Origin of the sequence: Kutzneria sp. NPDC051319, from assembly GCF_040682195.1 — a bacterium.
GTDB lineage: Bacteria > Actinomycetota > Actinomycetes > Mycobacteriales > Pseudonocardiaceae > Kutzneria.
This window is the reverse complement of the sequence record NZ_JBFBAM010000025.1, coordinates 39,602-54,634: the sequence shown is the minus strand read 5'-3', so window position 1 is coordinate 54,634 and position 15,033 is coordinate 39,602. Positions and strand designations below refer to the sequence as shown.

The 15,033-nt window shown below is 70.4% G+C and carries 1 protein-coding gene; it reads left to right on the top strand.

What is annotated here, in order from left to right; translation table 11 throughout:
- The first annotated feature begins 24 nt into the window (after nucleotides 1-24).
- Entirely contained in the window at nucleotides 25-15,033 is a 15,009-nt protein-coding gene (locus AB0M73_RS24490; protein ID WP_363894407.1) for a type I polyketide synthase, read from the top strand.

Below are 15,033 nucleotides of genomic sequence, written 5' to 3'. Positions count from 1 at the left end.
ACTTGAAGGACGCGTGAGGCTGGGATGGCGAACGACGAGAAACTCCTCGACTACCTCAAGAAGGTGACCGCGGAGCTCCACCAGACGCGCAGGCGGCTGCACGAGGTGGAGACCGAGGAGCAGGACCCGATCGCCATCGTGGCGATGAGCTGCCGATACCCTGGTGGGGTTTCCTCCCCCGAGGAGCTGTGGCGGCTGGTCGCCGACGGCGTCGACGCGATCACCCCGTTCCCGACCGACCGCGGCTGGGACCTGGACGCGCTGAGCGGCGGCTCGGACACCGGCTCCAGCTATGTCAGCAGCGGCGGTTTCGTGCACGACGCCGGCGACTTCGACCCGGGCTTCTTCGGCATCTCGCCGCGCGAGGCGCTGGCCATGGACCCGCAGCAGCGGCTCATGCTCCAGGTGTCGTGGGAGGCCTTCGAGCGCGCGGGTATCAACCCGCATGCCGTGCGCGGTGAGCCGGTGGGTGTGTTCGCCGGTTCCGGCGTGCAGGACTACGAGTACGTGCTGGCGCAGCAGCCAGAGATCGCTGAGGCGTTCCTGACCACGGCCAACGCCGCCGCGGTGATCTCCGGCCGCATCTCGTACACGCTGGGTCTTGAGGGTCCGGCGGTCACCATCGACACCGCATGCTCCTCCTCGCTGGTGGCCCTTCACCTTGCGGCGCAGGCACTTCGCAAGCGTGAGTGCACGATGGCCCTGGCCGGCGGCGTAATGGTGATGGCCACGCCCGGCCCGTTCATCGCCTTCAGCAAGCAGAAGGGTCTCGCGTTCGACGGCCGCTGCCGCGCCTTCTCCGACGAGGCCGCCGGCACCGGATGGTCCGAGGGCGCCGGCATGCTGTTGCTGGAGCGCCTTTCCGATGCCCAGCGCAACGGACACCCCGTCCTGGCGGTGGTTCGCGGTTCGGCGATCAACCAGGACGGCGCCTCCAACGGCCTGACCGCGCCCAACGGCCGGGCCCAGCAACGGGTGATCCGCGAGGCGCTGGCCAACGCGCAGATCAAGGCGTCGCAGATCGACCTCATCGAGGGCCACGGCACCGGCACCACCCTGGGCGACCCCATTGAGGCGCAGGCACTTCTGGCCACCTACGGTCAGGGCCGGCCCGAGGACCGTCCACTGTGGCTCGGGTCCATCAAGTCCAACATCGGCCACGCCCAGGCAGCGGCCGGTGTTTCCGGCATCATCAAGATGGTCATGGCGATGCGGCACGGCGTGCTGCCCAAGACCCTGCACGCCGAGAACCCCTCCACGCACGTGGACTGGACCGCCGGCAACGTCAAGCTGCTGACCGAATCCCGGCCGTGGCCGACGTCCGACCAGCCCCGGCGGGCCGGTATCTCGTCCTTCGGCGTCAGCGGCACCAATGCGCACATCATCATCGAGGAGCCGCCGGCGGTCGAGGCCGTCGAGGCGGCCGAGCCCGTCACGCCGTGGCCGGCTGCTGTGCCGCTGCCGTTGTTGGTGGCCGGTCGCAGCGCCGAGTCGTTGGCCGCTCAGGCCGCGCGAGTGTCCAATGTGGAGGATGACCTCCTGGACATCGCCTACTCGCTTGTCACTTCCCGCGCCGCCCTGGAGCATCGTGCGGCGGTGGTCGCCGGCAACCGCGAGGAGGCTCTGGAAGGCCTGTCGGAGTTGACACTTCGCGGCGTGGCCGCGGACGTGCCGACGGCATTCCTGTTCACCGGCCAGGGTTCGCAGCGCATAGGCATGGGTCGCGAGCTGCACAAGGCGTTCCCGGTGTTCGCCCAGGCGTGGGACGCGGCGATCGACGCCGACCTCAACGCCGTCGTCTGGGGTGCTGACCAGGACCTTCTGAACCAGACCGGCAACGCGCAGCCGGCCCTGTTCGCGTTCGAGGTCGCGCTGTACCGGCTGTTCGAGTCCTGGGGCATCAAGCCGGACTTTGTCGCTGGTCACTCGGTGGGCGAGATCGCGGCGGCCCACGTGGCCGGTGTGCTGTCGCTGGAGGACGCCCGCAAGCTGGTGTCGGCTCGCGGTCGGCTCATGCAGGCGCTGCCGGCCGGCGGCGCGATGGTGGCGTTGCAGGCCACCGAGGACGAGATCACGCTGGTCGACGGGGTGGGCATCGCGGCGGTGAACGGCCCGCAGTCGGTGGTGATCTCCGGCGACGAGGCCGCCTGCCTGGCCATCAAGGCGGAGTTCGAGGTCAAGGGCCGCAAGACCACCAGGCTCAAGGTGTCGCACGCGTTCCACTCGGCGCTGATGGATCCGATGCTGGACGAGTTCCAGGCCGTCGTCGCTGGTCTGGAGTTCGCCGAGCCGAAGGTCCCGGTCGTGACCACCTCGGCCGGTGGCGGGCAGTGGACCGAGCCGGAGTACTGGGTCAAGCATGTGCGCGAGGCCGTCCGCTTCGCCGACGCGGTCAAGAACCTTGCGGCTCAAGGCGTCGGACGGTTCCTGGAGATCGGCCCCGAGGGTGTGCTGACCGGCATGGCCCAGGCGTCGGTCGACAACGCCACCCTGATTCCCGCGCTGCGCAAGGGCCGCGACGAAGCCTCCGCGATCATCGCGGCGATCGGCGCCCTGTACGTCTCCGGCCTGTCGGCCGACTGGGAGGCGTTCTTCGGCGGCCACGGCGCTCGTCGCATCGACCTGCCGACCTACGCGTTCCAGAACGAGCGGTTCTGGCTGCGTGGCGACGGCGTGGTCGGCAGCGATCCCACCGCCATGGGCCTCGGCGCGGCGGACCACCCGTTGCTCGGGGCCACCGTCACCCTCGCCGACTCCGACGGCGTCGTGCTGACCGGTCGCCTCTCGTCCGGAAACCAGGCGTGGCTGGCCGATCACGTGATCGGCACCGCGATCCTGTTCCCCGGCACTGGGTTCGTCGAGCTCACCCTGCGCGCGGGCGACCAGGTCGGCTGCGACGCGGTCGAGGAGCTGACCATCGAGGCCCCGCTGATCCTGCCCGAGCGTGGCGGCGTCGCGGTGCAGGTCGTGGTCGGTGGCCCCGAGGACGGCCGGCGGCAAGTCAGCGTTTACTCCCGTGGCGACGACGACCTGGCCTGGACCCGGCATGCGTCCGGTGTGCTCGGCACGGCCTCCGCCTCGTTCGATCTGACCGAATGGCCGCCGCGCGGCGCGGAGGCCATCGACGTCACCGGCACGTACGCGGGCCTGGCCGAGGCCGGCATGAACTACGGCCCGACGTTCCAGGGCCTCAAGGCGGCCTGGCGGGTCGGCGACGAGGTGTACGCCGAGGTTCAGTTGCCGGCGGGAGCCGACGCCGAGCAGTTCGGCCTGCACCCGGCCCTGTTGGACGCGGCCCTGCACGTGGTGCCGATGACCGGCGTGGTCGGCGACCAGGCGGCGCTGCCGTTCTCCTGGTCCGACGTCACGCTGCTGGCCGCCGGCGCGTCCGCGCTGCGGGTCAGGGTCAAGCCGGTGGGCGAAGGCACGATCTCGTTGCAGGCGGCCGACGCCGGCGGTGCGGCGGTCGTGTCCGTCGGCTCCCTGATGTTGCGGCCGGTCGCGGTCGACCAACTCAGCGCGTCGAATTCCGCCGAGTCCCTGTTCGGTGTCACGTGGTCGCCGATCCCGACCACGCCCGCCGACATCAGCGACGTCGAGGTGTTCGAGCCCGCTACGAACTCCGCCCTTGGTGCGGCGGCCGAGACCCTGGCCAAGCTCCAGACCAGCGAAGCCCCGGTGCTGGCCGTGGTGACTCGCGGCGACCTGGTCGGCGCGGCCGTGCGCGGCCTGGTGCGGTCGGCGCAGTCGGAGAACCCCGACCGGTACGTGCTGATCGATCTGGAGCCCGGCGTCGATGTCGGCTCCGTGCTGCCGGACGTGATCGGATCCGGCGAACCGCAGGTCATCGTGCGTGACGGCGTCATTCAGGGCGCCCGACTGACCCGCGTCACACCGGACGAGCCGGCGACGCCGTTCGGCGAGGGCACGGTGCTGCTCACCGGCGGCACAGGCGGCCTGGGTGTGCTGTTCGCCCGGCACCTCGTCAACGAGCACGGCGTGAGCAAGCTGCTGATCACCAGCCGCCGCGGTACCGACGCCCCCGGTGCGGCCGAGCTCAAGGCGGAGCTGGGTGATGTGGTCACCTTTGCCGCCTGCGACGTGGCCGACCGGGACGCGCTGGCCGCGCTGCTGGCCGACATCCCCGACCTGAACGCGGTGGTACACGTCGCCGGTGTGCTGGACGACGGCGTGATCTCCACACTGACGCCCGAGCGCCTGGCCACGGTGTTCCGCCCCAAGGTCGACGCGGCCTGGAACCTGCACGAGCTGACCCGCGACCGCGACCTCTCGGCATTTGTACTGTTCAGTTCAGCTGCCGGCGTGATCGGCGCGCCCGGCCAGGGCAACTACGCGGCAGCGAATGCGTACTTGGATGCGTTGGCCGAGCAGCGGCGGGCCGAGGGTCTGCCGGGCCTGTCGCTGGCGTGGGGCCTGTGGGCCGACTCCAGCGACATGACCGACACCATCGACGACGCCAACCGGTCCCGCATCTCGGCCGGCGGCCTGGTCGCGCTGGGCAAGGATGAGGGCCTGGAGCTGTTCGACGCCGCACTGGCTGTCGATCGTGGCGCCGTGGTCCCCGTGCACCTGGACCTATCTGCGCTGAAGGCCCGGGGCGAAGAACTGCCGCCGCTGTTCCGCACGCTCGTTCCGTTGGCGCGCAGGCGTTCCGCTGGTGCGAAGGCGGAATCCGGCGCGCTGCGGCGACTGCTGGCCGCGCTGCCGGCCGAGGAGTGGGAGAGCACGGTCCTCAACCTCGTGCTGACCAAGGTCGCGGCCGTGCTGGGCTTCAGCTCGGCCAAGGCCGTCGAGCCCGAGCGGGCCTTCCGCGACCTGGGCTTCGACTCGCTGGCCGCGGTCGACCTGCGCAACACCCTGAACACCGAGACCGGACTGCGGCTGCCGGCGACCCTGGTGTTCGACTACCCGACGCCGATCGTGCTGGCCCGCTACCTGCTGGACGAGGTCTCGGGCAGCGGCGAGGACGCCAAGATCGTCGCGCCTGTGTCGACCGCGTCCACTTCGGACGATCCGATCGTCATCGTGTCCATGGCTTGTCGTTACCCCGGCGGGGTTTCCACGCCTGAGCAGCTGTGGCGACTGGTGGCGGACGGCGTGGACGCGATCACGCCGTTCCCCGAGGACCGCGGCTGGGACACGGCCGCGCTGTTCGACCCGGCGAACGAGCGGCCGGCCACCAGCTACACCAACCAGGGCGGCTTCCTGCACGAGGCCGCCGAGTTCGACCCGGCCTTCTTCGGCATCAGCCCCAACGAGGCGCTGATGATGGACCCGCAACAGCGTTTGCTGCTGGAGGCCACCTGGGAGACGTTCGAGCGGGCCGGTATCGACCCGGCGACGTTGAAGGGCAGCGACACCGGCGTGTTCGCCGGCATGATGTACCACGACTACGCCGCCAACAGCAGCACCGGCGCCATCGCCTCCGGCCGAGTGTCCTATGTGTTCGGTCTGGAGGGGCCGGCCGTCACCATCGACACCGCCTGCTCTTCGTCGTTGGTGGCTCTGCACCTGGCCATGCAGGCGCTGCGGTCGGGGGAGTGCACCCTGGCGCTGGCCGGCGGTGTCGCGGTCATGGCGACGCCGGAGCTGTTCGTGGAGTTCTCGCGGCAGAAGGGCCTGGCCCACGACGGCCGAGCGAAGTCCTTTGCCGGCGCCACGGATGGCACCAGCTGGGGTGAGGGCGTCGGCATGCTGCTGGTGACCCGCCTCTCCGAGGCCAAGCGTAGGGGCCTCCCGGTCCACGCCATTGTTCGCGGCTCGGCCGTGAACCAGGACGGCACTTCCAACGGCCTGACCGCCCCCAACGGGCCTTCGCAGCGCCGGGTTATCCGTCAGGCGCTGGCTTCTGCCGGTCTCGCGGTGTCCGATGTGGACGCTGTCGAGGCGCACGGCACCGGCACGACCCTGGGTGACCCGATCGAGGCTCAGGCGCTGTTGGCGACCTATGGTCAGGATCGGGACGAGCCGTTGTGGCTGGGGTCGATCAAGTCCAACATGGGTCACACGCAGGCCGCTGCCGGTGTCGCCGGGATCATCAAGATGGTCATGGCGATGCAGAACGGTGTGCTGCCCAAGACTTTGCACGTCGACGAGCCGACCCCGCACGTGGACTGGACCGCCGGCAATGTGCAGCTGATCACCGAGTCTCGCCCGTGGCCGGCGGTGGATCGCCCACGCCGGGCGGGTATCTCTTCGTTCGGCATCTCCGGCACCAACTCGCACGTGATCATCGAGCAGGTGCCCGAGGCCGCCCCGGTCGAGCGCACGGAGACGGCACGGATCGTCCCGGTGATCGTCTCCGGCAAGACCCCCGAGGCTTTGGCGGCGCAGGCGGCTCAACTGTCCGCAGTGGACGTTTCCCCGCTGGACCTGGCATACACGCTGCTCACGGATCGGGTCGCCTTCGAGCACCGGGCCGTGGCCCTCAGCGACGCGCTCGACAGCGGGCTGGACGCCATCGCCGCCGGTCGGAACCGTTCCGTGGCAAGGGCAACTGGCGCGACGGCCTTTCTGTTCACCGGCCAGGGTTCGCAGCGCATAGGCATGGGTCGCGAGCTGCACAAGGCGTTCCCGGTGTTCGCCCAGGCGTGGGACGCGGCGATCGACGCCGACCTCAATGCCGTCGTCTGGGGCTCAGACCAGGATCTACTGAACCAGACCGGCAACGCACAGCCCGCCCTGTTCGCCTTCGAGGTCGCGCTGTACCGGCTCCTCGAATCGTGGGGCGTGAAGCCGGACTTCGTGACCGGTCACTCGGTCGGTGAGATCGCCGCCGCGCACGTCGCCGGTGTGCTGTCGCTGGACGACGCGAAGAAGCTGGTCAGCGCCCGTGGTCGCCTGATGCAGGCGCTGCCGGCCGGCGGTGCGATGGTGGCTCTGCAGGCCACCGAGGACGAGATCACCCTGCGCGAAGGCATGGGTATCGCGGCGGTCAACGGCCGGCAGTCGGTCGTGATTTCTGGTGACGAAGCGGCCGTGCTGGCGGTCCAGGCCGAGTTCGAGGCGTTGGGCCGCAAGACCTCGCGGCTGAAGGTGTCACATGCGTTCCATTCGCCGCTCATGGAGCCGATGCTGGATGAGTTCCGGACCGTTGTCGCTGGTCTGGAGTTCGCCGAGCCGAAGATCCCGGCGGTCATCACCTCGGCCGGCGGCGGCGACTGGACGCAGCCGGAGTACTGGGTCAACCACGTTCGGGCGGCCGTGCGGTTCGCGGACGCCATCACGTCGCTGCACGAACAGGGCGCGACCAAGTTCGTGGAGGTCGGACCGGACGGCGTGCTGACCGGCATGGGTGCCGACTCCGTCGAGGACGCGGCGTTCGTGGCGACCCAGCGGCGCGACCGGGACCAGGAGCGCGAGCTGGTTTCCGGTGTGGCGCAGGCATTCGCCAACGGCGTGCCCGTCAACTGGACGAAGTTCTTCGAGGGCGCCGGTGCGCGGCGGGTCGAGCTGCCGACCTACCCGTTCCAGCACCAGGCGTTCTGGATCAGCACCACCAACTACATGAAGGAAGCCTGGGCCGGGGCCGCTTCCGGGCTCGGCGACGTGCTGTCGGCCGGCCTGGAGTCGGCCGAGCACCCGCTGCTCGGCGCGATCCTCGGCTCGCCGGAGTCGGACGGCCTCGTGTTCACCGGCCGCCTGGCCGTCGGATCCCAGTCCTGGCTGGGTGATCACGCCGTCGGTGACACGATCCTGTTCCCCGGCACCGGAATCGTCGAGCTCGTGCTGCGCGCGGCCGACCAGGTCGGCTGCGATGTCATCGAGGATCTCACCCTGGAGGCCCCGCTCGTCCTGCCCCCGCTGGGCGGCGTCGCGCTCCAGCTCGTGGTCGACAACGGCCAGGTCACCGTGTACTCGCGTGGCGACGACGACAGCTCGTGGACCAAGCACGCCACCGCCGCCGTCGGCAAGGCCCCGGTCTCGACGTTCGACCTGGCGGCGTGGCCACCGGCCGGCGCGGAACCCATTGACCTGGACGGCCTCTACGACAACCTCGCCGGCGCCGGCCTCAACTACGGCCCCACCTTCCAGGGCCTGCACAACGCCTGGAAGAGCGGCGACGAGGTGTACGCCGAGGTTCAGTTGCCCGCTGGCACCGACGTCACCGGCTACGGCGTGCACCCCGCGCTGCTCGACTCGGCCCTGCACGCCATCGGCCTCACCGGCATCGTCGGCGAGCAGGCCGCGCTGCCCTTCGCCTGGGCCGGCGTCGCCCTGCACGCCACCGGGGCGTCCGCGCTCCGCGTGCACGTCAAGCCGACCGGCGACGGCGTGGTCACGCTGCGCGCCGCCGACCCGGCCGGCGCTGCGGTGGTGTCGGTCGGCTCCCTGATGCTGCGGCCGGTCGCGGTCGAGCAGGTCGGGGCGCGCCGCACCGCAGACTCGCTGTTCGGCGTCACCTGGACGTCGATCACCGCCAATCCCGTTGCCGTGGAGGGCTTCCGCGTCTTCGAGCCGTCGGGAGACGTCCGCGAGGCCACCTACTCGACGCTTGCCGAACTCCAGACCGGCGAGCCGCTGGTGATCGTCACCCGCGGCGGCCTGGTCGGCGCGGCGGTGGCCGGACTGGTCCGTTCGGCGCAGTCGGAGAACCCTGAGCCGTTCGTGCTGGTCGACCTGGAGCCCGGTGTCGACGTGAACACCGTGCTGCCGCAGGTGATCGGCGCAGGTGAGCCGCAACTCCGGCGTCGCGACGGCAAGCTGGAGTCCCCGCGCCTGGCCCGGGTGCCGCTGCCCGAGTCGACAAATCCCTTTGACGGCAAGGTGCTCATCACCGGTGGCACCGGCGGCCTCGGCGCCAAGCTGGCCCGGCACCTGGTGGTCAACCACGGCGTCACCGACCTGGTCCTGACCAGCCGGCGTGGCCTGGAAGCACCCGGGGCCGCTGAGCTGCGGTCGGAGCTGGTCGAGCTCGGTGCCACGGTCACCGTCGCGGTCTGCGACGCCGCCGACCGGGCCTCGCTGGCCGGCGTGATCACCGACGACCTGCGGGCCGTGATCCACGTGGCCGGTGTGCTGGACGACGGCGTGATCTCCGCGCTGACGCCCGAGCGTCTGGACAGGGTGTTCCGTCCCAAGGTCGATGCGGCGTGGAACCTGCATGAGCTGACCCGTGATCTTGATCTGAGTGCGTTTGTACTGTTCAGTTCAGCTGCCGGCGTGATCGGCGCGCCCGGCCAGGGCAACTACGCGGCAGCAAATGCGTACTTGGATGCGTTGGCCGAGCAGCGACGGGCCGAGGGTTTGCCGGGCCTGTCCCTGGCCTGGGGTCTCTGGGACGACGGCATGGGCGATCACGTCGACACCGCCCGAATGCAGCGGACCGGCGTGCTCGGGCTGTCGGCCGAGGAGGGCCTGGCCCTCTTCGACGCGGTCATCGGCAGCGACGCCGCCGCGCTGGTGCCGATCCGCCTGGACATCCGGGCCCTGAACGCGGCCGGCGCCGACCGGCTGCCGCCCGTGTTCCACGGCCTGGTCCGCGCTAGCCGTCGTGTCGCCGGCGGTGCCGCCGCGGCCGGCGCATTGCAGAAGCGGGTCGCGGGCGTGCCGGTGGAGGAGCGGCTGACCGTTGTGCTGGACGTGATCCGGCGCGAGGCCGCCGCCGTGCTCGGCCACGCCGGGCCGGAGGCGATCGAGCCGGAGAAGGCGTTCAACGAGCTGGGCTTCGACTCACTGTCCTCAGTGGAGTTCCGCAACGCCCTCAGCGAGGAGGCGGGCATCCGCCTGCCGGCGACGATGGTGTTCGACTACCCGACGCCGGTGGCGCTGGCTGAGTACCTGCTCGGCGAGGTGCTCGGCGGCGACGGGCCGGGTGCGGCGATCGTGGCCACCACCTCGGCGTCCGACGAGCCCATCGCCATCGTGAGCATGGCCTGCCGCTATCCCGGCGGCGTGCTGTCGCCGGAAGACCTGTGGCGGCTGGTGTTCGACGGCGTGGATGCCATCTCCGAGTTCCCGACCGACCGTGGTTGGGACACCGAGCGCATCTTCGACCCGAGCGGCGAGCGGCCCGGCAGCACCTACACCCGTGAGGGCGGCTTCCTGCACCGCGCGGCCGAGTTCGATCCGGGGTTCTTCGGTATCAGCCCCAACGAGGCGCTGATCATGGATCCGCAGCAACGGCTCCTGCTGGAGACCGCGTGGGAGACCTTCGAGCGGGCCGGCATCGACCCGGCCACGCTGAAGGGCAGCGACACCGGCGTGTTCGCCGGCATGATGTATCACGACTACGCGACCAACAACAACACGGGATCCATTGCCTCCGGCCGGGTTTCGTACGTGTTCGGGCTGGAGGGCCCGGCCGTCACGGTCGACACCGCGTGCTCGTCGTCGCTGGTCGCGCTGCACTGGGCGATCCAGGCCCTGCGCACCGGCGAGTGCTCGCTGGCCCTGGCCGGCGGCGTGACCGTGATGGCCACGCCCGAGACGTTCGTCGAGTTCTCCCGTCAGCGCGGCCTATCGCCCGACGGCCGTTGCAAGTCCTTTGCCGGCCAGACGAACGGCACCGGCTGGGGCGAGGGCGTCGGTCTGCTCTTGGTGGAACGCCTTTCCGACGCCGTCCGCAATGGACACGAGGTGCTGGCCATCGTCCGCGGTTCCGCCATCAACCAGGACGGCGCCTCGAACGGCCTCACTGCACCGAATGGTCCCGCGCAACAGCGGGTCATCCGCCAGGCACTGGCCAACTCTGGCCTGACAGTGTCCGATGTGGACGCCGTCGAGGCTCACGGCACCGGCACGACTTTGGGCGATCCCATTGAGGCGCAGGCCTTGTTGGCGACCTATGGTCAGGATCGCGATGAGCCGTTGTGGCTGGGGTCGATCAAGTCCAACATGGGTCACACGCAGGCTGCTGCCGGTGTTGCCGGGATCATCAAGATGGTCATGGCCATGCGTAACGGCGTGCTGCCCAAGACCTTGCACGTGGATGAGCCCACCCCGCACGTGGATTGGGCCGCCGGCAGCGTCGAGCTATTGACGGAGTCGCGGCCGTGGCCGGCGGTGGATCGTCCGCGCCGCGCGGGTATTTCGTCCTTCGGCATCTCCGGCACCAACGCCCACGTGATCATCGAGCAGGCGCCGGCGGCCGCGGAGCCCGCGCGGGAGATCACCCCGGCCGTCGTGCCGTGGGTCGTCTCCGGCAAGACCCGGGAGGCCCTGCGCGAGCAGGCCAGCCGGCTGTTGACCAGGGTCGATGCGCTGGAGCCGTTGGACGTCGCCTACTCGCTGACCACCAGCCGTGCCGCCTTCGACCACCGCGGCGTCGTCGTCGGCGCCGACCGCGACGACCTGATCCGGGGCTTGATCGCCCTTTCCTCCGGCACCTCCGGTGCCGGCGTCACCACCGGCACGGCCGCAAGTGGCAAGACGGCGTTCTTGTTCACCGGCCAGGGCTCGCAGCAGATCGGCATGGGCCGTGAGCTGTATGAGCGGTTCCCGGTGTTCGCGACGGCGTGGGATGAGGCGATTGATCCGGAGGTCGCCGCCATTGTCTGGGGCGCCGATCAGGAGGCTCTCAACCAGACCGGGAATGCGCAGCCGGCGCTGTTCGCGTTCGAGGTTGCACTGTACCGTTTAGTTCAGTCTTGGGGGGTGAAGCCGGACTTCCTGGCCGGTCACTCCGTGGGCGAGATCGCCGCCGCGCACGTCGCCGGTGTGCTTTCGCTGGAGGACGCTCGGAAGCTGGTGTCCGCTCGCGGCAAGCTCATGCAGGCGCTGCCGGCCGGTGGTGCGATGGTGGCGTTGCAGGCCGGCGAGGACGAGGTCCAGCTCCGTGACGGCATGGGCATTGCGGCGGTGAACGGGCCGCAGTCGGTGGTGATCTCCGGCGACGAAGAGGCCGTGCTGGCGATCAAGGCGGAGTTCGAGGCGCTGGGGCGTAAGACGTCACGGCTGAAGGTGTCGCACGCGTTCCACTCGTCGCTGATGGACCCGATGCTGGATGAGTTCCGCGAGGTCGTCACCGGCCTGACCTTCAACGCGCCGAAGATCCCGGTCGTGGTCACGTCGGCCGGGGGCGGGGAGTGGAGTGAGCCGGAGTACTGGGTCAACCACGTCCGCGAGGCGGTGCGGTTCGCGGATGCGGTCGGGCAGCTGTCCGAGCTGGGCGTGACGAAGTTCGTCGAGAGCGGGCCGGACGGCGTGCTGACCGGGATGGCGGCGAACTCCGTGGACAACGCCGTGCTGATCGCGACCCAGCGGCGTGAGCGGCCACAAGAGCAGGAGTTGGTTGCGGGCATCGCGCAGGCTTATGCCAACGGCGTGGCCGTGGACTGGATGAAGTTCTTCGCCGGGGCGCGCCGGATCGACCTGCCGACCTACGCCTTCCAGCACCAGCGGTTCTGGCTGCGGGCCGATCAGCTCAACGGCGGCGGGGACGCGGCGTCGATGGGCCTGAGCACTGCCGACCACCCGCTGCTCGGCGCGGCCGTTGCGCTGGCCGGTTCCGAGGCAGTGGTGTTCACCGGGCGGCTGTCGGCCAGCACCCAGCCGTGGCTGGCCGATCACGTGGTGGGCGGCTCGATTTTCTTCCCCGGTACGGGATTCGTGGAGCTCGCGGTCCGGGCCGGCGACCACATCGGCTGTGACGTGGTCGAGGACCTGACCCTGGAGGCCCCGCTGGTGCTGCCGGAACGCGGCAGCGTGGCGATCCAGGTCGTGGTCGACGAGAACCGGGGCATCGCCGTCTACTCCCGTCCCGACGAGGACGAGGCGTGGACCCGGCACGCCACCGGCCGCCTCGGCACCGGCGCCCCGGCCGCCACCGCGGTCGAATGGCCGCCGGCCGACGCGGAGCCGATCTCCCTCGACGGCCTGTACGACAACCTGGCCGACGCCGGCCTCGCCTACGGCCCGGTGTTCCAGGGCCTGCACACCGCCTTCAGGCGCGGCGACGAGGTGTACGCCGAGGTTCAGTTGCCCGACGACGTCGACATCGACGGTTTCGGCCTGCACCCCGCGCTACTGGATGCGGCTTTGCATGCCATCAGTCTCACCGGTGTCACCGGCGACCAGGCCGCGCTGCCCTTCTCGTGGGGCGGTGTTGCCCTGCACGCCACCGGCGCGAAGGCCTTGCGCCTCAAGGTGAAGCCCGTCGGCGAAGGCGTGGTCGAGCTGCACGCCGTCGACCCGGCCGGCGGTGCCGTGGTCACCGTGACCACACTTGCCCTGCGGGCCATGTCCATGGACCAGCTGGCCGCCAGCCGTTCCAACGATTCGCTCTTCGCCCTGAACTGGACGTCGATCACCGCCACCCCGGCCGACACCGCCGGCTGGGAGGTGTTCGAGCCGACCGGTGACGTCCGCCAGGCCACCTACGCCACGCTGGCCGAGCTCCAGAAGGACACGCAGCTGGTGGTGGTGACCCGCAGCGGCGTGGCCGGTGCGGCCGGAGCGGTGGAAGGTGGTCCGGCCGGGGACGGCGCCGCTGGGATTGAGTCGGCTGAGGCTGGCCTGGCTGGGATCGAGTCGGGTGAGGCTGGCATGGCTGGGGTCGGGTCGGCCGAAGCCAGCCTGGCCGCTGCCGCGGTCACCGGTCTCGTGCGGTCGGCCTGGTCGGAGAGTCCGGGGCGGATCGTGCTCGTCGATCTGGAACCCGGGGCCCCGCTGGAGAAGCTGGCGGAGATCATCGGGTCCGGCGAGCCGCAGCTGCGGGTGCGTGACGGGCAGCTGTTTGCCGCCCGCCTGGCCAAGGTGCCGACGCCGGAGCCGACGAATCCGTTCGACGGCAAGGTGTTGCTGACCGGTGGCACCGGCGGCCTGGGCGCGAAGCTGGCCCGCCACCTGGTGGTCAACCACGGCGTCACCGACCTGGTGCTGACCAGCCGTCGAGGACTGGAAGCCCCGGGGGCCAAGGAGTTGGCCAAGGAGCTGACGGAGCTCGGGGCCAAGGTCAAGATCGCGGCGTGCGACGCGGCCGACCGGAAGTCGCTGAAGAAGGTGATCACCAAGGACCTGCGGGCGATCATCCACGCGGCCGGCGTCCTGGACGACGGGGTGATCTCCGCTCTGACGCCCGAGCGCCTGGACAGGGTGTTCCGGCCCAAGGTGGACGCGGCGTGGAACCTGCACGAGCTGACTCGCGACCTCGATCTGAGTGCTTTTGTACTGTTCAGTTCAGCTGCCGGCACGCTCGGCACGCCCGGCCAGGGCAACTACGCGGCAGCAAATGCGTACTTGGATGCGTTGGCCGAACTCCGGCACAGCGAGGGCCTGCCAGCCGTGTCGCTGGCCTGGGGCCTCTGGGACGACGGCATGGGAGGGGACCACGCCGACGCCGCCCGCATGCAGAAGTCCGGTGTGCTCGGGCTGTCCACCGAGGAGGGCTTGGCCCTGTTCGACGCCACATGCGGCAGCTCGACGCCCTCGCTGGCACCGATCCGTATCGACATCCGGGCCCTCAACGCCGCCGGCGCCGACCGCCTGCCCCCGGTGTTCCACGGACTGATCCGCCCCACTCGCCGGGCCGCCGGCGGCGCCGTCGCCGGGTCGCTGCGGGACAAGCTGATCGGGCTGCCGATCGAGGATCGTGCCAGCACCGTCCTGGATATGGTGCGTCGGGAAGCCGCCGCCGTGCTCGGCCACGCCGGGCCGGAGGCCATCGAACCGGACCGTGCCTTCTCCGAACTCGGCTTCGACTCGCTGTCCGCGGTCGAGTTCCGCAACCAGATCAACACCGTCACCGGGCTCAAGCTGCCGGCCACGCTGATCTTCGACTACCCGAGCGCGAAGGCGCTCGCCGACCACCTCCTGGAGGAGTTGGCGACGACCGTCACCGACGGCGGCGGGGACGACGAGATCCGCCGTGTCCTGCAGTCGATCCCGCTGGCCCGGCTGCGGGACTCCGGCCTGATGGACAGCCTGCTCGAACTGGCCGGGGTGCGGGTGGAGCAGGCCGCGGCCGCCGGCACCGAGGACGACACCGAGTCCATCGACGACATGGACACCGACAGCCTGATCAGCATGGCCCTGGGCGACCTGGACCTGGACGACGCGATGCGGGAAGCGTGA